Genomic DNA, 21,672 nt, shown 5'->3' with positions numbered 1-21,672 from the left:
TATCGGCTGCGGGATTGTTTTTTCAAACGCGGCGCAGCCGTCTCGCCTGGCGCTTACGCCACCAGATAACCACGCCCGTCACCGATAGTACGCAGATTGCCAGACCCAGAGCTGCAATCAGAAAACGTCCCGGCATTCCCAGAATACGCCCCCCGTGAATGGGTGCTTGCAGTTGGAAGAAGCGCTCGCCCAACGTACCTTGCCCCGGTATCTCCTTACCCAGTAACTGGCCATCTGTGCCATGGAAGAAAACCCAGGCATTGCCCTGATTGCTGGCATGATCACCAAAACCGGCACCGTAGAAGTTGTACTCGAAGCTGTAATACAGCTCGGTGATGGGCTCTTCCAGTTTGAGGTCGCGGGCGTGTTGCATCGCCAATTGATACGCCTCGCCATAGCCGTACCCGGTCACGCCGAGCTCCTCGGCAGGCAGCTCGCCGCGTGCAGCATAGACGCTGGGTTTAATCGGCGAAGCCAATGAAATCACCGGCTTGAAAACCTGCTCGGGCAGGTTCATTGCCACACTGCTGATGGCTACCGGCAACAGCAGCAGCCAGAGCCACAACCCACTCGCACGATGGATATCCAGATTGACCCGCGTGGAGTGGCCGCCCTTGATCTTCCACGCCCGTTGCCACTTCTGCCAGAACGGCTTGCCGCGCGGAAACGTCAGCAGCAATGCGATGAAGCAGTCAACTACCCAGGCGATCGCAATCAAGCCCATCAGCCACAGTCCCCAATTGCCCGGGAGAGTCAGGTTGTAGTGAAATTCCAGCATGAAAGGCACGAAGTTGCGCCGTGAAAAGCAGCAATCGCCCCAGTAACGTTCACCGACCTGTTCGCCGGTAACCTGATCGAGATAACGCACTATGGGCTTTTCTGGCCAGGGCTCGCTGGTCTCTGGGTTGGTACGAGGCACCATGGCCAGCATTGCGGCGTGATCGGCTTCCTCGGGAAACTCCATATACCAGACTTGCATGTGCGGCCAGGCGCTCTCCACCCGCTCGACCAGTTGATCGGGAGGCAGAGCCGGCCCGCTGGAGCCGGTATGGTAAAGGTCAGGGTTGAGCCACTCGTCCAGCTCATGGTGAAACGCGAGAATAGTCCCGGTCAGGCCTGCCAGCGCCAGGAACAGCGCCATGGCCAGGCCGATATAACGATGCAGATACAACAGGATGGAACGCATTGAATTGATCCGGAATGCATGAAGCCGCCGGCGATATGCCGGCGGCTTCAACGGGTGGTCAGAAGTCGTAGGTCAGGGTTGCCATGAGGTTGCGCTCGTCGCCGTAATAGCACTGGTTCAGGCTGTTGCATGCCGCCACATAGGTCTCGTCGGTCAGATTATTGAGGTTGACCCGCAGACCCAGTCCCGTAGCCCCGAGCTTGCTCAGGTCATAGCCAACCGACGCATCGAACAGGGTATAGGAGGGAAGGCGCAGGGTGTTTTCCGCATCCGCCCAACTCTTGCCGAAATAACGCACCCCGGCGCCCAGTTGCAGACTCGCCAGCGAGCCACTGGTGAAGCTGTAGTCGGCCCATAACGAGGCCATGTTTTTCGCCACCGCGTTGGGCGTGTTGCCCCGGTTGTTGACCTCGGCGGCGCCGGTGAAGTCCTTCGAGTATTCCACGTCCATCCAAGTATAGCTGGCCAGCACATTGACCGGCTCGATGGGCTTGAAACGGGCCTCAAACTCAACACCCTGGGAGCTTACCTCACCGACGGAGCGATAGAAGTTTTCACCGGAATCCTTGTTGGCCAGATTCGACTGGGTCAGATCGAACAGGGCGATGGTGTACAGGTCCTGGGTGCCCGGAGGCTGGAACTTCAGGCCGATTTCGGTTTGTTCGCCTTCGGTCGGTTTCAGCAGGGTGATTTGTGTTCCGGACGGGGTTTCGTTGTAGGCGCCGGTAGCGTTGGGATTGAATGACTGGGAGAAGCTGGCATACGGCGACAGGCCGTTGTCGAAGGCGTAGAGCAGACCGATACGACCGGAAAACTGGTCAGTACGAACATCATCGGATTGGTCACCCAGGGCCCCAAGGGTTTGATCAAAATCGATATCGACCCAGTCCTGGCGTGCGCCGAGGGACAGCCGCCAGTTGCCCAGGCTGATCAGATCCTGCACATACAGACCGGTCTGCTCGAGAAAGCGGGCTTCGTCATATTGATGGTAAAACACCGGAGCGCCAGCGCCTTCGGCGCCGGTGAAGGGGTTGATGGGAGCGAGGCCAGTGGCTGCATCATAGGAGACTTTGGTCTTGCGCCGCTGATAATCCAGCCCGGTAACCAATGTATGGGAGAGCTCACCCGTAGCAAATTCGAACTGCAACTGGTTATCCACGCTCCAGGCGTGCAAGGTTTCATCGGCGCCGGTGTAATAGCGAACCAGATCGTCGGTGCTGGCCACATAACCGTACTGGTAGACCTGCTCCGACTCCACCCGCGAATCCAGATACTGGAAGTTCTGCCGGGCGGATACCACGTCATTGAAGCGGTGTTCCAGCTGATAGCCGAGCATGTATTGATGGCGCTCGAACTTCTCGTAATCTTCGTCACCTTCGAAGAAACTGCGAGAAATACGCTGGCCGTTATGAGACGTGACAGTGCCGTCTGCCGGCAGGCCGCCGTGATAGCCGCCCTCCGGATCATGTTGAAGCATGGCCAGCAGTGTCAGACGGGTATCCTGGGTGAAATCGATGCTCAAGGAGGGCATCAGCGCGAAGCGCTCGTTCTTGATGTCATCCACCTGATTGTCGGCATCACGCACCACCCCGGCCAGCCGATAATTCACCCGCCGACCTGCATCCAGTGGTGCGCCGATGTCGAAGGCCGCCTGCTTGTAATCGTGACTGCCATAGGACAGTTGCAGCTGACGATGACTGTCATAGCCCGGCTTCTTGCTGGTCAGTGCCACCAGACCGCCCGGCAGGCTGCGGCCGTAGAGTACGGAAGAGGGGCCTTTGAGGATGTCGATCCGCTCTATGAAATAAGGGTCGACCTGCAAGGTGCTGTAAGTGGCGCTGTCGCCCAGCAGCTTCTGACCGTCCAGATACAGGTTGTCCACCGAGCCATCGGTGATACCGCGCATGGCCACATAGTCATAACGGCTGGTGGCGCCGTAAGGTGCGGCCATCAGACCGGGGGTATAGCGCAAGGCCTGGGAAACGCTCTGCGCACCCTGATCATCCATCTGCTTGCGAGTGACTACGGAAACACTTTGCGAGGTTTCCACCAGCGGCATGCTGGTCTTGGTGGCGACGTTGCTATGGCTGGCACGATAACCTTCGGTTTCGCCCAGAGCGTTACCCAGGGAACCCTGGATATAGGTTGGCTCCAACTCAATGCTTGAGTTCTGATCGGTGGGGGCATTCGTGGCTGCCATGGTCGGCAGCGCCAGGGAAATGGACAGGGGTAATAGCAGCAGGGCGAAGGGGAGGACAGGTCGCGACATGGGTATTCCGTTCCGTTTCTGGGGTGAAATCGGAGCGAATGATATCGTTACTGATAATGATTTGCATTAGTTTTACGGAGGATTTTATGGTTTTTTTGTGCTATGGGTGCGCTCAGAGCAGATGGCGGCAATCATCATCAGTCCAACGTTCGATGATCACCGGCAGCGCGGTATCGAGCTTTGCCTGGTCGATCTGGCGAAAGACCGGATTGGCCAGCCAGAACGTGATCGCATCGGAAATGGTGTCCAGTTCCTCGGCATCCAGCTCATCGGTATGGGAGGGGAAGATGGCAAAAGTGAATTCGGTATTCTCGAAGCGTGGATTCATTGCCGAGACCAGTGGCTCATCGGCGGTGAACAGGGGCGAGACCCAGCATACCTGGCCAGCGATCACGGCAACGATACCCGGCCCGTTGCCGCGTAGCTGTCGGGCAACCTCGCAGCTCAGATCCACCATCCGTTCGAACGCCGCTTGCTCGTCGAGATTGCCGCTGTAGCTACGGCGTTGAAAGCGTCGTAAATCCCTCGCGCCGGTGTGAATGTCGATCATGTCATCGGCGGTGGCAGCATGGGTGCTCATAATCACTTCCTCAATGGCGGGCAACGGGAGCTGTGTCTTCAGTGTTGATCAGGATCGTGATTCTCTCCACTTTCTGACCAGCCGTTGAGGCATTCGATCAAACAACCGGTCGTGGCAACTACCCAGCGCTATAGTTGGCTATGGACAAACCTGCTGGAGAGAGTCATGAACAAGCTGAAAGAACAGCACTGTGAAGCCTGCCGTGCGGATGCACCGCGTGTTACCGATCAGGAGCGGGAGTCACTGCAACGGGAGATTCCCGATTGGCAAGTGATTGATGTGGCCGGTGAACATCAGCTCATGCGCGAGTTTCGCTTCCGCGATTTCGCTGCTGCGCTGGTGTTCACCAATCAGGTGGCTGAACTGGCCGAAGCGGAAAATCACCATCCGGCGTTGCTGCTGGAATATGGCAAGGTGACGGTGCGCTGGTGGACACACAAGATCGGTGGATTGCACCGTAATGACTTCATCATGGCGGCGCGGACCGACCTGTTGGGTTGAGGGGAGCAGGCGCATCAGCGCCAGCCGCTACATGGATTGGCAATGATCGGCCACAAAGCTCTGGGTCAATACCGGTTGGCTGGAGTCGGCGAGCACAAAATGGTAGGTCAGGGTCGCGCCCATATCCAGCAAGCGGCGGAAGCGCTGGTCGGCGCAGACACTGCTTTGCAGTTGGCTGCGCACGACCAGCGGGTCGCCCTGCATGCGGGTGGCGTATTCGCTGTCCACAGTCAGGTGGTTGATGAGTTCCTTGCCTTTGGCACTGAACCCTTCATCAATGATATTGGCATTGACCTGACGCGGGGTGTCCTTGCTGCTTTGCTGGGCAACGTTTCGCAGGGTTTCTTCAAGGCGGGTATCGCGCAGCGACACGGCCTGGCTGGGCATGGCAATCAATAAGGCAGTCAAAACAATAAGGTAACGCATAGAATCTCCAGCGAGCGGTATACATCTGTCGGGCATACATCTGTGACCGCTGTTGCCCCGACTGGTTCTGATGGGGCCAAGGTTTTTATCAATGATGTCCCGCCGGCTCCTGCTGTACTGCTGCGCGGCTGTGACGATGTTGCCGGTAGATCGGCACCAGTTGTGCGACCAGCATGCCAGTCAGCATCAGACAGCAGCCGATGAAACCGCGCAGACTCAGCGTTTCATTCAATACCAGCCAGCCGGCGAGGGCGGCGAATACGGCTTCGAGACTGAGAATGATCGCCGCGTGGGACGCCACCGCGTTCTTCTGAGCGACCACCTGCAAGGTGAAACCAATGCCCACCGCCAGCAGGCCGCCATAGAGAATGGCCGGCATGGCCAGGCGAATAGCATCCAGGTCGATTTCCTCCAGCAGCAGGGCCAGGATCAGGCTGACAACGGCGCATACGCTGAACTGAATAAAAGACACCCGAATTGGATCATAGCGCGAAGCCAGTACGCCAACCAGCAGGACATGCACCGCCCAGCAGGCCGCGCCGGCCAGTTGCAACAGGTCGCCGAAGGCGATGCGGTAGTCGGCATTGACGCTGAGCAGCAACATGCCGACCACCGCCAAGCCAGCGCCGCACCAGGTGCCCAGCCCGTTACGCAAGCCGATAAACAGGCCGAACAGCGGCACCAGAATCACGTACAGACCGGTAATGAAGCCTGAGTTGGTCACGGTGGTGAACAGCAGGCCGACCTGCTGCAGGTTGATACCCAGGGTCAGTACTACTCCCAGTGCAATACTGCCCAGCAGCATGGGCTTGCTGAAGCGGCGCGCCGCCTGATCGGCTTGCGGCCGAGCGAGCAGCACCAGAGGTAGTACCACCAATGAGCCGAGTGCAAAGCGCAACCCGGTATAGAGAAAGGGTCCGATATGAGCCATGCCCAGACTCTGGGCGACAAAGGTGGTGCCCCAGATCAGGGCGGTGATCAACATCAGGACATCGGCCCGATAAGTGCGCAGGTTCATGTAAGCTCTTGTATCGTCATAAAAAGCGAAGAATTATGCGCGGCGCAACCAGATAATGACAGCAGATTCAGCCTGCAGTTCCGGTAAAGAAATTGACGGATGGTGCCGCCGGTGTCAGGCTGTGTCGCGGCATAATGACACATCCAGATACACTGATACCGGCAGGCGGAAGCACGGCATGGGGCCAATCTACGAGATTTTGATTGCGGATGATCATCCGCTGTTTCGCAGCGCACTGTTCCAGGCGCTGAGCAAGGGTCTGAGCGCGGAAATCAAGCTGACCGAGGCCGGGTCGATTGCCGAGTTGCAGTCCCTGCTTGAGCAGCGCAGTGTCTGGGATCTGGTACTGCTTGATCTGAATATGCCGGGCGCTCACGGATTCTCCGGCCTGGTGTTGTTGCGCAGTCAATACCCGCACGTACCGGTCATCGTCATTTCCGCTCAGGAAGAGGTGGCCGTGGTCAAACGGGCAAAGGATTTCGGTGCCAGTGGTTTTATTCCCAAGTCCTCCAGTCTGGAAGATATCCAGAAATCCGTGCAGGACGTACTGGATGGCGATGTCTGCTGGCCGGTTCAGGTGAACGAAGATGCCGCCCCGCTGAGCGCCGAGGAAGAAACCATCAGCGCTCAGCTGGCCAGTCTGACACCCCAGCAGTTCCGGGTGCTGAGCATGGTCTGCGACGGTCTGTTGAACAAGCAGATCGCCTATGAGCTGAGTGTCTCCGAAGCGACCGTCAAAGCGCACGTCACCGCGATCTTCCGCAAGCTCGGTGTGCGCACACGTACCCAGGCAGCCATGGCGCTGCAACATATGGAGCTGGCCACCTCGGGACGGCAACCACAACCCTGATGGAACCCACGGATAACCCCTATAAAGGCATTACCGGTGTACGTCGCATCTGGCGTGCTTTCGGTTATTCGCTGGACGGGTTGAAGGTTGCCTATCGCGGGGAAGCAGCGTTCCGGCAACTGGTCTGGCTCGCCCTGGTGCTGATTCCAATAGCCTGCTTTCTGCCGGTACCGGCGGTATCCAAGGCGCTGCTGATAGCCTGCGTGGTGTTGTCGCTGGTAGTGGAATTGCTGAATTCCGCCATCGAAGCGGCGATCGATCGCATTTCCCTCGAGCGACATCCGTTGTCCAAGGCATCCAAGGATATGGGCAGCGCCGCGCAGCTGTTCAGCCTGTTTCTGATTGCCGTAGTCTGGGGGTTGGTACTGCTGGGCGACTGAGCGGACTTCGACTTAGGTATGAGGCGCAGCGTCTGGGCAAAGTCGCCAACGCCTGCCAGACTACGCTCTCTTCTCATCTCGAGATTTTACCGTCAATGATGCTTTCTGCCGGGCTGGTTGCGTCCGCATTCCTGATCTATATGGCTTGCCTGTTCGCCATCGCCTTCTGGGGCGATCGACAGACCGGTGAATTCAATCCGCGCCTGCGTGTCTGGGTCTATAGTCTGTCGCTTGCGGTTTGGTGCACCAGCTGGACATTCTTCGGTGCGGTAGGCATGGCGGCGGGCCAGATCTGGGATTTTCTGCCGATCTATATCGGTCCGGTGATTCTATTCATTCTGGGTTGGCGGCTGTTTGCCCGCATGCTGGCGGTCAGCAAGCAGGAAAACATCACCTCAATCGCTGACTTCATTGCCTCGCGCTACGGTAAGTCCCAGGGCCTGGGGGTGATCGTCACTCTGCTGTGTCTGGTCAGCGTGCTTCCCTACATTGCGCTGCAGCTCAAGGGCATAGTGCTGGGCTTCAACCTGCTGACTGGCAGCGATATGCCGATGTCCGAGGGCGGCCATGGGGCGGAAGACACGGCCTTGGTGGTGACCTTCGTACTGGCACTGTTCACCATCCTGTTCGGCACGCGCAGCCTGGACGTCACCGAGCATCACCGCGGCATGATGCTGGCGATCGCCTTCGAGTCGCTGGTCAAGCTTTTTGCCTTTCTGGCCGTGGGTATCTTCGTTACCTTCGGTCTGTTTGGTGGCTTCGCTGATCTGCTGGAGCGGGCAAGCACCAGTCCGGATCTGGCGGAGTACTGGCAGCGCGAAACCATGTATACCAGCCTGCTGATCCAGACCTTTATTGCGATCCTGGCCTTTCTCTGTCTGCCCCGGCAGTTTCAGGTGGCGGTGGTGGAAAACATCCAGTCCGGTGACCTGCGCATGGCCCGCTGGGTATTTCCCGCCTATCTGGTGCTGGCCGGCCTGTTCGTGGTGCCGATCAGTCTGGCTGGCCAACTGAGCTTCGGTTCAGCATTATCGCCTGATTCCTACGTTATCAATCTGCCATTGATGGAAGGCCAGCCGGTGCTGGCGCTATTGGCCTTCATTGGTGGGGCATCGGCGGCCACCGGCATGGTGATTGTCGCGGCAATTGCGCTGAGTACCATGGTGTCGAACGATGTGGTGCTGCCGCTGCTACTGCGTACCCAGAAGTCCGAGCGCTCTTACGAGGAGTTCCGCGGCTGGCTGCTGAACGTCCGGCGCAGCAGTATTCTGATTATCCTGCTGCTGGCCTATGTGGTTTATCGCATGATCGGCTCGGCTGGCAGCCTGGCCAACACCGGACAGATTGCCTTTGCCGCCATCGCCCAGCTGGCGCCGGCGATGTTCGGCGCGCTGTTCTGGAAGCAGGCCAATCGCACCGGAGTCTTCGCAGGTCTGCTGGTGGGTATCGGTCTGTGGCTGTATCTGCTGATCGTGCCGTTGATGGGCATCACGGGAGCGGCTGATTGGCCCGTTCTGGAGGAGCTGTACAGCAATGGGTTCGGCTTGCCGATCGATGGTCTGACGCTGGGCAGTATCGTTGCGATTGGCTGTAACTTCGTGATTTTCGTGGTGGTGTCTCTGTTCAGTCGTACCCGCGTGCTGGAACACTGGCAGGCCAGCCGTTTCGTCAGCCTGGACGGCGATCAGTGGGCGGACGGCCCCAGCCGAGCCATGTTGCGGGTGACGGTGGATGATCTGCTGACTCTGGCCTCGCGCTTTGTTGGGGAGGAGCGTGCACAGGCCGGCTTCGAGCGTTTTGCCGAGACTCAGGACCTGGAGTTCAACCCTGCGCAGGTGGCGGACAGCAGCTGGATCACCCATACCGAACGGCTGCTGGCCGGGGTGTTGGGCGCCTCGTCCGCGCGGGTGGTGGTGAGAGCCGCAATTGAAGGCCGGGACATGCACTTCGATGATGTGGTGCGCATCGTTGACGAGGCGTCCGAAGTGCTGCAGTTCAACCGCGGACTACTGCAGGGCGCCATCGAAAATATCAACCAGGGCATCAGCGTGGTGGACAAGGAGCTGCGCTTGGTTGCATGGAACCAGCGCTATCTGGAAATGTTCCAGTATCCCGAAGGGCTGATCACCATTGGCCGGCCGATCGCCGACCTGATTCTGTGCAACGCGCGTCGTGGCCTGTGTGGACCGGGTAACCCGCAGCTGCATGTGGACAAGCGGGTCAACTGGATGCGCCAGGGCACGGCGCACCGCTCGGAGCGCATGTTTCCCAACGGTCGGGTTATCGAAATCATCGGCAATCCGATGCCCGGCGGCGGTTTCGTCATGAGTTTTACCGATATTACTGCGTTCCGCGAGGCCGAGAAGGGCTTGAAGGATGCCAACGAAGGGCTGGAACAGCGGGTGGTCGAGCGTACTCGCGAATTGTCCGAGCTGAACCGGGCGCTGATTCAGGCCAAGGCGCAAACCGAGCAGGCGAGTCAATCCAAGGGCCGCTTCCTTACAGCGGTGAGCCATGACCTGATGCAGCCGATGAACGCTGCGCGCCTGTTCTCCGCCTCGCTGGCGCATCAGCCGAGCCTGCCGGCCGAAGCTCAGGAGCTGGTGCGGCACCTGGATACATCGCTTCGCTCGGCCGAAGATCTGATATCTGACTTGCTCGACCTGTCGCGCTTGGAATCCGGCCGTATCACCCCGGAATGGAGCAGCTTCGTGCTCGCCGAGCTGATCGAGCCGCTGCGTATCGAATTCGGCGCCCTGGCCGTTGAGCAGGGTGTGGATCTGCGGGTCTACAACAGTCGCGTGCGGGTACGCAGCGACATCCGCTTGCTGCGTCGTATATTGCAGAACTTTCTGACCAACGCCTTCCGCTACGCCGCAAACTCCCGAGTGGTGCTGGGCATGCGCCGCCTGCCGGATGCGGTGCGTATCGAAGTCTGGGATCAGGGCCCCGGTATTCCGCGGGATAAACTGCAGACCATCTTCGAGGAATTCCAGCGGTTGGATAACCACCGCACCCAGGCTGAAAAAGGTCTGGGGCTGGGGCTGGCCATCGCCGACGGGCTGTGCCGGGTTCTGAATCATGAGCTTGCCGTGCGCTCATGGCCGGGGCGGGGCAGTGTATTCAGTGTGACGGTGCCGGTCGACCGTTATGACCGGCATGCGCGCGCGGTGCATCCGCAGAGTGCGCCGGCATTGAGTGGTGCGCAGGTGCTGTGCATCGACAACGAGCCGAATATTCTCACCGGTATGAAAAGCCTGCTCAGCCGCTGGCAATGCAACGTTGCCGTGGCCCGTGATCGCCGGGAGGTGCAGGAGGTACTGGATTCCGGATTCGTCCCGGAGCTGGTGTTGGCCGACTACCATCTGGATAATGGCGATACCGGAATCGAGCTGATGGCCTGGTTGCGCGAGCAGCTGAGTATGGAATTGCCGGGCGTAGTCATCAGTGCTGACGGGCGCAATGAGTTGATCATGCGCATCCGACTGAACGGCTTGGACTATTTGCCCAAACCGGTGAAACCGGCCGCATTGCGCGCGTTGATCAGTCGCTACGTCAGCGTCTGATTCCTTTTTTGCGTACAACCAACCGAGATCGAAATGTCACCTTTCAGGGAACTGTTGCTGGGCATGCGCGATACCATTCCCATGCTGATCGGCGCACTGCCGTTCGGCATTGTTTTTGGCACCCTTGCGGTTTCTTCGGGGCTGTCGATCAGCGCCACGCTGGCGATGTCTGCCTTGGTATTTGCCGGGTCAGCGCAATTTGTTGCTGCCAGTCTGGTGGCATCCGGCGCCGGCTTGGTGGTGATTCTGCTCACCACACTGATCGTCAACCTGCGGCATGCACTCTACAGTGCCAGTCTGCTGCCCTACGTACGGCATCTGCCGCAGCGCTGGCGGATCGGCCTGGCGTTCGGTCTGACCGATGAAAGCTTCGCCGTGGTCCATCGTCATTACCTGCTGGGCAAAACCCCGCTGGAGCACAAACACTGGTACTTCTTCGGTTCCTGTCTGGCCATGTACAGCGTCTGGCTGACCTGTACGATTATCGGCGTGGTGCTGGGCCAGGCTCTGCCGGGGATGTCCGATTGGGGATTGGAATTTGCCATGATTGCGACTTTCATCGGCATCGTGGTACCTCTGCTGCGCAATCGGCCGATGATACTGGCAGCGCTGGTGGCGGGTGCCACTGCACTGCTTGCCCATGGCCTGCCATATCAGCTGGGATTGATGCTGGCGGCGTTGTCCGGTGTGGTGACGGGGGTGATTGCCGAGCAGCGTATCGGTGGGCCTGACGTTGCTCCGGAGTCCAAATGAACAGCTTCGAGGTGGCACTGATCCTCGGCATGGCAGCGATTACCTTTACCATCCGTTATACGCTGTTCGCCGTTGGCCACCGGGTACGTTTCAACCCACTGGTGGCACGGGCCTTGACCTATGTGCCGGTGGCGGTGCTGACGGCCATCGTGGCGCCCGTCATGTTGATGCCGGACGGGCAGGGTCTGCAGCTGTCATTTGATAATGCCTATCTGATTGGCGGTCTTGCCGCCATTGGCATTGCCGCGCGCTGGCGCAACCTGATCGCGACCATTGCCGGCGGGATGCTCTGTTTCTTCCTCTGGCGCTGGCTCTACTCCTGAGCTCTACGCTCGCCGCCGCACCAGCATCAGCCCCAGAGCTGCGCCGGAAATCAGTACTGTGAATCCCAGCATGCTGTTCACCATCCCGAACTGGTCGCTGGCAAAGCCGATGCCCAGTACCACGATAGCCATGGTCAGGTAGGCGGCAAGATAGAACGCCGAGGTCATCGCGCCACGCTCGGCAGGCGGGGCGGAGCGGGCGATCGTCACCACGGCAATCACCCCGATGGCGCCTGCGCCCATAGCTGTGGCCAAGGTGGCGAGGGTGAACAACCAGACGGATGCCAGCAGCACTGCGCCGGCCATGGCGGCCAGCCCGGCGATCAGCATCATCGGCCCCGCCACGCGCAATCGATTGAGTGGCTGACGTTGCCCGGCAAACTGGGTGAGGCCGGCAACCAGCTGCCAGCCCGCAGCAAACAATCCGGCGAGCGCCAGGTCACTGACGCCTGCCAGATCCCGCGCCATGGACGGTCCCAGCGAGGAATACAGGCTGCCGGTGGACCAGGCCAGACAGATTGCTGCTGCAGAAAACAGAAAAGGACCCAGTAATGAGCGAGGCACGCGCACGGCTGTCGGTCGCCATGTGCGCAGACTGAAGTCTTGCTGCCGCTGCCCGAGATGGGTCGGCCAGGGCGCGCGTACCAGCAGGATAATACCCAGTACACCCAGACCAATAATGATAAGAAACGGCCAGACATGGGCATGGCTGGTCCAGCGCAAGGCCAGCGAGCTGACGGTCGGTCCGGTCGCAGCGCCCAAGGTAAATGCCAGTGCCGACAGGGTTGCGCCGCGTGCCCAATTGCCATCTGGCTCCAGCTCGACTACGGCAGCCGTTGCCGCGCCGGTAACCATACCCGTGCCGATGCCGGTGAGCAGCCGCGCACTGCCCAGCTGATAGATGTCGCCGGCCAGCATGAAGGCGACCGAACCGAGCAGGATGAACAGCAGGCCCGGAATCAACATCTGCCGGCGGCCGAGCTGATCCGATAGGGAACCCATGGTCAATAGCGTCAATACCACGCCCAGCACATAGACGGAAAAGACCGCGGTCAACGCCGTCGCAGAGAATCCCCACTGCTGCTGCCAGACTGCATACAGCGGCGTCGGCATGTGGCTGGCCATAATGGTAGTGAAAGTGGCCAGCAGGCAGGCTGCTATCGCTAGACTGTTTCTCTGGGTGGGAACTGTCGCCGTGCTGTGCATTCAGAAATCTCTTTGGCTGACAAACTGCGCCATTATTGCAGAGGTCGCGATAGTATGTGCGTCATACGGGATATCAGGGGAGCTTATGGCGCGCTTTGTGGAAGATAAACGCTGTAAAAGTATTCCCTCTATCGCCCGGCGGCCTGCTGTTATGATGAGCCGGGCAAGAGACAACGAAGGAAGTCTATGAGTACAACAACGCCACCCCCATCCATCATGCCGTCGCATTCTGCGGCGCGTTGGCTTCTACTACTGGTGATTGTCGCCGGAGTCTATTTCTTTCATGGTTTTGTCGTCCCCGTCCTCGCGGCGCTGATAATCGCCTTTGCCACCTGGACTCTGTATCAGCGTCTGCTGCGGATGTGTGCAGGGCGTCGAACGCTAGCCGCGGCCATTTCGATAATGCTGATTCTCGGCGTGTTGATCATGCCCTTGTTCATGGCATTTTCATTCGCTCTGGAGGAAGCGCAGAGCTGGATGGCCTGGTTGGTGGAGGCTAACCGGGAGGGCACCAGCGTTCCCGGCTGGATCGCTGCATTACCTTTGATGGGCACCTGGCTGGCCGAGCAATGGAATGAATACCTGAATCACCCCCACGCCATCAGCGAGATCATCCAGATGGTCAGTGGTCAGCATCTTGGGAATATCTCCCGGGTGATCATGGCCATGAGCGGCAAGGCATTTTCACTGACCCTGGCGCTGCTGTTCATGCTGATCACACTATTCTTCCTGTACCGGGATGGGCATCTGCTGGTGGGGCAGATTGACCGTGTGGGTGAAGGCGTGCTGCCGGCCCGCTGGCAGCGTTTTTCGCGCATGGTGCCCGCGACCGTTACCGCCACGGTGATCGGCATGGGGCTGATCGCGATCGGTGAAGGGATTATCCTGGGCATTGCCTACTGGGTCGCCGGCGTACCCTCACCGGTGGCGCTGGGGCTGATTACCGGCTTGATGGCGTTGATCCCCGGTGGTGCACCGCTGGCTTTCACACTGGTCTCGCTGTATCTGGTGGGCAGCGGCGATACCGTGGCGGGTGTCGGACTGTTCATCTGGGGCTCTGTCGAGTTGTTCATTGTCGACAAGACCATTCGACCTTCCCTCGTGGGTGGGCCGATCAAGCTACCTTTCCTGCTGACCTTCTTCGGCCTGATCGGTGGCGTCACGACCATGGGGCTGGTTGGGCTATTCGTCGGCCCGGTGCTGATGGCCTTGCTGCTGGCGATCTGGCGTGAATGGGTGCATGAAGGGGACACAGAGGTGCCCTTGATCACGCACCAGCACCCAGGGTAGAGCTGGGTCCGCTTAACGGGCTCTCTCCCCCGGCTTATGGCGAAGCGGGGGAGAGGGCCAGCGACTCGGCCAAGCGCTGCAACGACACCGGGTAGCTTTCGTCCAGCGCGCGCCGATGCAGAAACCCCAGAGCTGACAGCTGCACAGGGGGCACTGGCCACAGCTCGGCAAACTCAATCAGCCGGGCTTCCTGCCCCGCTGGCTCAACCTGAGCCAGGGCAAAGCGGAACGGGTGATAGCCGGTCATGCCCAGGCGCAGATCGGTGACCACCCAATGATCATCAATCAGGTCATAGCGCAGCAGGCCGCCGGTGAACCAGTGCAGGCGCTGGTGTTGAGGTGAATCCGCAAGCACTGCCTGTGCGGCGCTGGCGTGACGCGGCAAGCGTTCCAGCCGTGGCGGGTGAGCATCGAACCAGCTCACCAATCCCTCGTAGTAATCGTCGCCATCCACGGCTACCACACGCCACAGCAATGTATTGAAGGGTGTGGGAGAGCTGAACGTGGCCTGTGGTTGGATATCAACCTCGGCCAGCGCCTGCTCCAACCGCTGCTCGGCCATCTGCTTGCCCGCCAGAGTACTGAGCAGGTACAAACTGCCGAGAGCCAGGGCGATGTACTGCAGGCGGACGCCGGCCCGCTTGTGCAAACCGATCGCCACACCACCGATTACCGCCAGCAACAGCGGCAGTGTGTACAAAGGATCGATGATGAAAATGCTGGAGATGGCCACAGGCGGCGTGGCCAGCGGCCAGAACAACTGGGTGCCGTAGGTGGTGAAAGCGTCCAGCAGCACGTGGGTGGTAAGCACCAACCAGATAGATAGCCAGAGCCGCATACCGCTGTACCCTGGATGCGGGCGAAACCGCCTTAGCATCCAGGCCATCAGCACGCTGAGCAGGCTCAATACCAGCAGCGAATGGCTGAATCCGCGGTGATAGGTCATATCTGCGACGGCATCGCCGAAGTCCAATACCACATCCATATCGGGCAAAGTGCCCAGCATGGCGCCATACAACAGGGCCTTACGACCCTGCCAGCGCCCGAGCAGGGCGCCCTGAACCGAAGCGCCCAGTACCGCCTGAGTAATTGAATCCATCAGAGGTTATGCAGTTTGTCTTCTGCGATCGACTGATCCAGCAACTCCAGCAGTGCTTTGCGGGTCTTCAGCTTGGTATTGCGATGGGCGGTCATGTTCAGCTTGGTCAACTGTGTTGCCATCGCCATGGCTTCGCTCTCCAAAGCCTCGGCCGACACCACTCGATCCAGGAAGCCCGCGGCAACAGCGTCTGCCGGCGAAAACAGTTCAGCGTTGATCACCGAGCGAGTAAAGGCGCTATGAGTCAGGCGCGCGCGTGCCAGCTCTATGCCAACATGGTGCATGGTCATGCCGATAGCCACTTCGTTAAGCCCGATCTTGAATGGACCTTCCACACCGATGCGGTAGTCGGCGGACAACAGCAGAAATGCGCCTTTGGCTATCGCATGGCCGGTGCACATAGCGACAACCGGATAGGGATGAGACAGCAGGCGGCGCGACAGAGTAGAGCCAATGGCCACCAAGCCCTTGGCAGCCTCGGGGCTGGAAGTCATGACCTTGAGATCGTAGCCGCCGGAAAAAATACCTTCCTTGCCCTTGATCACCACCACCGCCCGATCTTGCTCAGCCTGATCCAACGCAGCATTGAACGCGGTGAACAGCTCAGGCGACAGGGCATTGGCCTTACCGTTGTCCAGACTCAGCAGCGCAATACCATCGGAAAAACTGTAGGAAACCAGCTCGCTCATCCAAGAACCCTCATCAATTGTTTTCAACCGGGCAGGCGCCGGCGTGGTCTGGCAGTGTACCAAGATAGCGATGACTGGCGAGTCTGCAAATAGGGTTTGCCAAACCGCTCTGTTTTGGATACATTAGCGCGCCTCGGAACAGGGGAAACCCAGTGTCGAGATTGCGGAGAGCTGTCCGAGTGGCTGAAGGAGCACGCCTGGAAAGTGTGTATACGTTAATAGCGTATCGAGGGTTCGAATCCCTCGCTCTCCGCCAGACAAACTTGAAATCAATAGCTTACAGCGGCTATGGTTTCACCAACGAAGATCCCAAAAATGGGATTTGGTTGGAATGGAAAACAAAGCCCCGATCTGAGAAATTCAGATCGGGGCTTTTTTCATTGTGCTTAGGCCAACATTCGATTTCCCTAAGAAAAGCGCCTCCTGGCCAGATAAGATAATTGGCTATGTATGCTAGGCCTGTTGTCTCATACAGCATTGAAGGATGAGTTTGATGAGCCACTCTTGGTCTCTGCCAATCAGCGATGACATGTGCAATAAAATCCTGTCAGGCGCCGCCGTGGAATTTTCTGAGCTGTCGCACCCGGAAATTGCATCGCTGGTTTATCTGCAAAAGCTTTCTAAGCTGGCTGCAGGTACCGCAAGCTCTCTTGAGCTGGAGCGTAAATATGCTGCGCTGCTCGGAATTCCTCATCAGGACTTGCTAGAGGTGATCAGTGCCAGCTTTGATCGCAACGCCATAGTCTCCGGGAGTTTCAAGGCAGCACAGTGTGGTATTGATTTCATGAGCCCCGAAGAGGTCGCCGGGAGAAGTTTCTTGCGGCCGGACGGTGGGTGGGACTTTTCTTTTGCAAGCCGCCATGAAGTGCCGGTGATGCCGTATAAGATGGTGCGTGCTGATGGCTCAGTTATGCTTTTAAGTGATGGTCAGAGTCGGTTTCTGGATGCATTCAGAGCCATGCCGGACGACAATCTGCGCTCCCAATCCTTTGCCGGCACCGGTAAAACGACCATCGTTTATGAGTTAGTGGAAAATATTGCGATACAAGGTTTGAAGCCGATCACTTTCCTGGTAGATCAAGGGCATAAGCATCGGCCGATCATCAAGCGTATTGGTAAACAAAAGTACGAAGCCAACAGAAGCCGCATCAAGTTACTTACTTACATAACGCTGGCTGTGGAAGTCCTGGCGGCGGGCAACAAGGCGCTTGAACGCAGGTTCAGTCGCGCTTTGTCTGTAAATTACGCGCCGAGAACGATTTATGAGCGTGCGCAGCTAGCCAGCCCCGGCCCCATGACTGTGAATGCTTTTGTTGGCCTGTGCTGGAATATGGTGCGCAGGTACTGTTGGAGCACTGATCTGGCTATATCGGAAAGGCACATTCCCAAGGGCGAGCGCCTGCGTATGAGTGATGTACAGACAGCTGCCGCGGTGGCATCTGCGGTACAGCTTTGGAACGCTATGGTAAGTCTGGAGCATTCTGACATCCCGATGGCGGGTTATCACGTAATCAAACTGCTGGCGTTGTCTGGAAGGCCTATTCCAGAGCGCTATGGGATTATTCTGATTGACGAGCTGCATGATGCACCGAGATTGCTGATAGATGTGCTACAGCGGAGCGGTCTGCCTGTGCTGATGCTGGGGGATCGCTACCAAAACCTTCAGGGGCTGGATCTGCCTTCAGTCGGTACAGCCCTGTCGAGTGATATGACCCTCTCCCTTCGTGCCGGCCTCAAGATGGCGGATTACGTAAACCCGCTGATCGATATGCATCCCATGAAATCCACTTCGGGGTTTTCTGCAGATAACGGTAGACATACTGATTTCCATCAATATCCAGTCGATGGCTTCCCGGAGGAATCTACGCTCATTGCTGTTGCTGATGAATGGGGGATGCTGGACTGGTTGATACGTGGCCGTAGACAGGGGCGGGTAGTCAAAGTATTTGATCCCGGGATGAAAATGGCTACGTTCGTGGCTGACTGCGAGTCGCTATTTCATGCTCAGGGTAACAACCAACACGGATCACCTCACTATGCCCCTACACATGGCGCTTTATCACGTTACTCGTCCTGGCAAGAGCTGAGCAAAACCATGTCATGGAACGCGGCTTTTTGCCGAGTCGAACGATGGCTGGATAAAGGGGGGCGATACGGAAGCCTAGACCGGTGCGAGTATCTACAGCCAAGACCATTAGAGCCGACGGTGGTAATGGTGCATGACGTTAAAAGCATGGAAATGCCAGCCATCACTATTTCCGAAGATCTCTACTGCCTTGCTCGAGAGGGCAGCAGCCAGGAACTGTCTCGCACAGTGGCGCGGTTGTATACAGCGGTCACCCGTGGGGTCGAGAGAGTGCATGTTCCCGATTCCCACATTGAGTGGCTAGCATACTTGGGCAGAGGGTAACGCAGATCTGAAATAAATGATTCTCGGCAGATTGTTACCTTCTCAATCTGGGGGCCCTTGGAGAGGGGTCTTTCCTGGATGCACCCCCCAACGTTTTCATCGCTGCATCCAACGAATCAGCATAAAACTGGCTCGGAGTTTGGTGAACAGTTCCGTGGCGGAGGTTGAAATGTCCATAGTGCTGGCCAAGGGCAGCGCAAGGGCGCGAAGACCAGCCGTGGCAGTCGCTGCGTACCTCAGCCCGCAAGCAGGCTGAGGTATAAGCGACCGCTACAGGTAGTGCCCGGCATAGGCTGTGGTAAAAGCCCCTTCCTGGAACTGCTTGAGCCCGGTTTCCTGAAAGGGGACGGGCTGCGGACTGTCAGCCAGAATGGCCTTGATCTGTGTCGCCGAGATCAGGTGGACCTCGATATTCGGTTCAGCAATCAGCTGAATTGCCGCCTCAATCTTGAAGCTGACGGCACCGCCAGCGAACTTGCCCTTTTGCAGCCGCTCCTTGACGACTACCCGCTCCACTTTGTAATCGCGCAGAAACTGTACAAGGTCCTTCTGAAACCGCTGCAGATCGGCGCGAGTATGCTCTTTCGGCAACGTCAGCTTGCGGATTCGGCTGTCCGGCAAATTGAACAAGCCGTGCTCACTGCTGAGCAAGCACACCACGGCATCATTGCCGGTCAACTCGATACCACAAATACGCATATTGATTCTCCGCCTTAATGTTCTTTATGAAACTGAATATGAAGCTGGTGTACCTGTGCGGACAGTTCCTCATCCGGGCCTGCCACCGAGGTATCGGTAATCACCTTGCCAATGGGCAATGAGCGAACCCGCGACGGCGGCACCCCAAGCGCCGACAGCCAGCTGCCGAGCTGCCCGGTAGAGCTGGCATAGACAATTCTGCCGAGCCCCACCCACCCGTGGGCAGCGGCGCACATGGGACAATGCTCGCCGGAGGTATAGACAGTCGCATTGGCCCGGTCCTCGGGGCTCAGGTTCTGCGCCGCCCAGCGGGCAATGGCAAACTCCGGATGCTGAGTATGATCGCCACCGGCGACACGGTTACGATCTTCGAACAGCACCTTGCCATCAGCTGACACCAGCACCGAGCCAAAGGGTTCATCGCCGGCGGCCACAGCCTCGGCTGCTAGCTCCACGCACCGTTTCAGGTGCATACGATCCTGCTCGCTAATCATGGATATTTCTCCAATCAGGTGTTTTGTCCGGTCTCCGGCAATGCATAGAGACCGGCCCGGGAAGCCACAGCCAGCCATGTCCGAGGAAACAGCCCGTGCTCGCATAATGGGAAGTGGGACTATTATGGGCTGAGTGTTCGCTGCGGGCTACAGTGGGACCTGCTGGGGTGCCTGAAAAGAGGGATGACGATCATGGCATCGCCGACGTGCAAGCTGCTATCGAGTCCGGCAAAGCCAGCGACGGCTATAAGTGGCGTCATGCACCTAAGGTTAAACGTATCGCGAAACGAGGGGCAAGTGCGGGGAATGCTTTTTGGGATTGCTCGGCGTATCCGGGATGTCGTGGGGTGGTGAATCCTTGAGCGGCAAATACCTTTATCTCGCAAGCCGGACGAACTGGCTGGTGGGGTTCGGTAGTACCTATCAGTGACTATCTGCTTCCCACAGCGCTTACAGTAGCGCTTCGTATTCATCCGCTGTTTTGGCCAGTGGTAGGGGTAGACCCCGCGGGTCGTGGCGGTCTTGATCAAGCAGTAGACGGCTGGGGTGCGCCTCGTCCATCGGGAAGGCCTGCAGACCTATTTGGATGATTATAACCAGAAGCTGATTGAGGTCTTTCAGGCTGAATCGGAGGAGGAGCATGAAGAAATGATCGCGTGATAGGCCGGAACATTCAACAGTTCCAGAGTCACTGTTGCCGGTAACTGCGCATCGGTACAAAAAAGGCCACGGGTTTCCCCGTGGCCCTCTCAAGGTGCTGCAGATGCTGGTTTTAAAGCATCCTCAAATCAGGACACCTTGATCACTACCTTGCCGAACGCGCCGCGGGCGAGGTGTTCGTATGCCTGGTGTGCTTCGTCAAATGAATAAACGTGGTCAATGAGCGGCTCGATGGCATGCTCGTTGAGGAACGCATTCATGCGATCGAAGGACGAGCGGGGTGCTACGGCAATCCCGCGTATGGTGGTCTGCCGGAATATCAGCGGCATCAGGCTCAGCGTGGTGGTCTGCCCGGTCAGGAAGCCGATCTGTGCAATCCGGCCCGCCGCCTTGGTTGCTGCGACGGACTGGTTTATGCCTTCACCGCCTGCAACGTCCAGCAGCAGGTCTACGCCCTTGCCATCGGTGAGCTTCAGGACTTCTTCTTCCCAGTTGGGGAAGGTCCGGTAGTTGATGCCGGCGACAGCGCCCAGTGCCTTCACGGCCTCGATGTTGTCGTCACGGCTGGAGGTGACGATCACTTTGGCACCAAGCGCGGTTGCCAGCTGCACCGCAAACACCGAGACCCCGCCCGTGCCTTGCACCAGCACGGTTTGCCCCGGCTGAACCTGGCCGTAATCCACCAGTGAATACCAGGCTGTCAGTGCCGCGATGGGCAGGGTGGAGGCTTGTTCGTCCGTCATGTTGTCGGGAGCACGAACGGCGCTGTCTTCGTGGATGATCATGTATTCGGCCAGGCCACCCGGCAGCGGCGAACCGACGCAGTAAGCGGGTTCGTTCGGGCCTGGTTCACCGTCGAGCCAGTGGGAATACAGATGCGAGTTGACGCGGTCGCCGACGGCGAATCGGCTGACACCCTCTCCAACGGCGACAACAGTACCTGCCGCATCGCTGACCGGGATCAGTGGCTTGGGCACCAGGTGCGGCTCGTAGATGCCGTCGACGATTGCCTTGTCGCGGTAGTTCAGTGAAACCGCGCCCACCTTGACCAGCAGCTCGCCGGCTTTGGGTTCAGGGGTGGCTGTATCGCCCAGCACCAGATTGTCGAGACCGAAGTCTTGCAGTAGCCATGCTTTCATCACATATCTCCAGGTAATGAGTAACTGACGCCAGTCTCCGGTAATGGCCGAGCCAGATAAATGCCTGGGAAAGGACTAGACTGTTGCTTATTGACGCAACAATCACCTGATATTTTAAGGTGGTTGTAGGAACA

20 protein-coding genes and 1 tRNA gene are annotated in these 21,672 nt (G+C 58.3%); 9 read left to right on the top strand and 12 right to left on the bottom strand.

Annotation, left to right across the window (positions count from 1 at the left end):
* Nucleotides 1-22: 22 nt before the first annotated feature.
* The 3 genes from INT39_RS10770 to INT39_RS10760 all read right to left on the bottom strand — a co-directional run bounded on the left by INT39_RS10770 (nucleotide 23) and on the right by INT39_RS10760 (nucleotide 4,035).
* Complete coding sequence (locus INT39_RS10770) at nucleotides 23-1,186, bottom strand: PepSY-associated TM helix domain-containing protein (RefSeq protein ID WP_193073922.1); 1,164 nt, start codon at nucleotides 1,184-1,186, stop codon at nucleotides 23-25.
* 58 nt (nucleotides 1,187-1,244) lie between these two features.
* Complete coding sequence (locus tag INT39_RS10765) at nucleotides 1,245-3,455, bottom strand: TonB-dependent siderophore receptor (protein ID WP_193073921.1); 2,211 nt, start codon at nucleotides 3,453-3,455, stop codon at nucleotides 1,245-1,247.
* Nucleotides 3,456-3,567: 112 nt separating this feature from the next.
* A complete protein-coding gene (locus INT39_RS10760) occupies nucleotides 3,568-4,035 on the bottom strand; it encodes a hypothetical protein (protein WP_193073920.1) in 468 nt (155 codons plus the stop codon).
* A gap of 165 nt (nucleotides 4,036-4,200) precedes the next feature.
* Here INT39_RS10760 and INT39_RS10755 point away from each other — a divergent pair, with 165 nt between their 5' ends.
* A complete protein-coding gene (locus INT39_RS10755) occupies nucleotides 4,201-4,536 on the top strand; it encodes a 4a-hydroxytetrahydrobiopterin dehydratase (protein WP_193073919.1) in 336 nt (111 codons plus the stop codon).
* A 27-nt stretch (nucleotides 4,537-4,563) separates the two neighbouring features.
* On the opposite strand, the gene INT39_RS10750 is transcribed toward INT39_RS10755, so the two are convergent.
* Together INT39_RS10750 and INT39_RS10745 are read right to left on the bottom strand one after the other, a co-directional pair.
* A complete protein-coding gene (locus INT39_RS10750; RefSeq protein WP_193073918.1) occupies nucleotides 4,564-4,962 on the bottom strand; it encodes a PA3611 family quorum-sensing-regulated virulence factor in 399 nt (132 codons plus the stop codon).
* 88 nt (nucleotides 4,963-5,050) lie between these two features.
* Entirely contained in the window at nucleotides 5,051-5,980 is a 930-nt protein-coding gene (locus INT39_RS10745) for a DMT family transporter (RefSeq protein ID WP_193073917.1), read from the bottom strand.
* A 178-nt stretch (nucleotides 5,981-6,158) separates the two neighbouring features.
* On the opposite strand from INT39_RS10745, the gene INT39_RS10740 reads away from it, so the two are divergent.
* The 5 genes from INT39_RS10740 to INT39_RS10720 all read left to right on the top strand — a co-directional run bounded on the left by INT39_RS10740 (nucleotide 6,159) and on the right by INT39_RS10720 (nucleotide 11,852).
* Nucleotides 6,159-6,830, top strand: coding sequence for a response regulator (locus INT39_RS10740; protein ID WP_193073916.1), 672 nt, complete (start codon nucleotides 6,159-6,161; stop codon nucleotides 6,828-6,830).
* A complete protein-coding gene (locus tag INT39_RS10735) occupies nucleotides 6,830-7,210 on the top strand; it encodes a diacylglycerol kinase (RefSeq protein ID WP_193073915.1) in 381 nt (126 codons plus the stop codon). Before INT39_RS10740 ends, INT39_RS10735 begins: the two co-directional genes overlap by 1 nt.
* Before the next feature lie 95 nt (nucleotides 7,211-7,305).
* On the top strand, nucleotides 7,306-10,776 hold the full coding sequence (locus INT39_RS10730; RefSeq protein WP_193073914.1) for a hybrid sensor histidine kinase/response regulator: 3,471 nt from the start codon (nucleotides 7,306-7,308) through the stop codon (nucleotides 10,774-10,776).
* Nucleotides 10,777-10,809: 33 nt separating this feature from the next.
* On the top strand, nucleotides 10,810-11,529 hold the full coding sequence (locus tag INT39_RS10725; protein WP_193073913.1) for an AzlC family ABC transporter permease: 720 nt from the start codon (nucleotides 10,810-10,812) through the stop codon (nucleotides 11,527-11,529).
* Entirely contained in the window at nucleotides 11,526-11,852 is a 327-nt protein-coding gene (locus INT39_RS10720; RefSeq protein WP_193073912.1) for an AzlD domain-containing protein, read from the top strand. Before INT39_RS10725 ends, INT39_RS10720 begins: the two co-directional genes overlap by 4 nt.
* Before the next feature lie 3 nt (nucleotides 11,853-11,855).
* On the opposite strand, the gene INT39_RS10715 is transcribed toward INT39_RS10720, so the two are convergent.
* Complete coding sequence (locus INT39_RS10715; RefSeq protein WP_193073911.1) at nucleotides 11,856-13,058, bottom strand: MFS transporter; 1,203 nt, start codon at nucleotides 13,056-13,058, stop codon at nucleotides 11,856-11,858.
* A 186-nt stretch (nucleotides 13,059-13,244) separates the two neighbouring features.
* Here INT39_RS10715 and INT39_RS10710 point away from each other — a divergent pair, with 186 nt between their 5' ends.
* Nucleotides 13,245-14,348, top strand: a complete 1,104-nt coding sequence (locus tag INT39_RS10710) for an AI-2E family transporter (protein ID WP_193073910.1) — start codon at nucleotides 13,245-13,247, stop codon at nucleotides 14,346-14,348.
* A gap of 34 nt (nucleotides 14,349-14,382) precedes the next feature.
* Here the strand turns inward: INT39_RS10710 and INT39_RS10705 are convergent, their stop codons facing one another.
* Entirely contained in the window at nucleotides 14,383-15,447 is a 1,065-nt protein-coding gene (locus INT39_RS10705; protein ID WP_193073909.1) for a metal-dependent hydrolase, read from the bottom strand.
* Nucleotides 15,447-16,136: a crotonase/enoyl-CoA hydratase family protein gene (locus INT39_RS10700; protein WP_193073908.1), complete on the bottom strand. Its 690-nt coding sequence runs from the start codon at nucleotides 16,134-16,136 to the stop codon at nucleotides 15,447-15,449. Before INT39_RS10700 ends, INT39_RS10705 begins: the two co-directional genes overlap by 1 nt.
* A gap of 165 nt (nucleotides 16,137-16,301) precedes the next feature.
* Here INT39_RS10700 and INT39_RS10695 point away from each other — a divergent pair.
* Nucleotides 16,302-16,392: transfer RNA gene (locus INT39_RS10695), tRNA-Ser, on the top strand.
* A 237-nt stretch (nucleotides 16,393-16,629) separates the two neighbouring features.
* Nucleotides 16,630-18,546, top strand: a complete 1,917-nt coding sequence (locus INT39_RS10690) for a hypothetical protein (RefSeq protein ID WP_193073907.1) — start codon at nucleotides 16,630-16,632, stop codon at nucleotides 18,544-18,546.
* Between the two features lie 270 nt (nucleotides 18,547-18,816).
* Here the strand turns inward: INT39_RS10690 and INT39_RS10685 are convergent, their stop codons facing one another.
* The 4 genes from INT39_RS10685 to INT39_RS10670 all read right to left on the bottom strand — a co-directional run bounded on the left by INT39_RS10685 (nucleotide 18,817) and on the right by INT39_RS10670 (nucleotide 21,538).
* Entirely contained in the window at nucleotides 18,817-19,245 is a 429-nt protein-coding gene (locus INT39_RS10685; RefSeq protein WP_193073906.1) for a DUF3010 family protein, read from the bottom strand.
* A 14-nt stretch (nucleotides 19,246-19,259) separates the two neighbouring features.
* The gene (locus INT39_RS10680) at nucleotides 19,260-19,739 is read right to left on the bottom strand and encodes a nucleoside deaminase (RefSeq protein WP_193073905.1); all 480 of its coding nucleotides are present in this window, start codon (nucleotides 19,737-19,739) and stop codon (nucleotides 19,260-19,262) included.
* A 450-nt stretch (nucleotides 19,740-20,189) separates the two neighbouring features.
* Nucleotides 20,190-20,381: a hypothetical protein gene (locus tag INT39_RS10675; protein WP_193073904.1), complete on the bottom strand. Its 192-nt coding sequence runs from the start codon at nucleotides 20,379-20,381 to the stop codon at nucleotides 20,190-20,192.
* 146 nt (nucleotides 20,382-20,527) lie between these two features.
* Nucleotides 20,528-21,538 carry a zinc-dependent alcohol dehydrogenase family protein gene (locus INT39_RS10670; protein WP_193073903.1) on the bottom strand — a complete coding sequence of 337 codons (1,011 nt, stop codon included), beginning with the start codon at nucleotides 21,536-21,538 and terminating at the stop codon, nucleotides 20,528-20,530.
* Between the last annotated feature and the right edge of the window lie 134 nt (nucleotides 21,539-21,672).

Source organism: Pseudomonas sp. FME51 (genome assembly GCF_014897305.1).
Note: the sequence above shows the minus strand (reverse complement) of the source record. Positions and strands in the feature narration are given on the sequence as shown.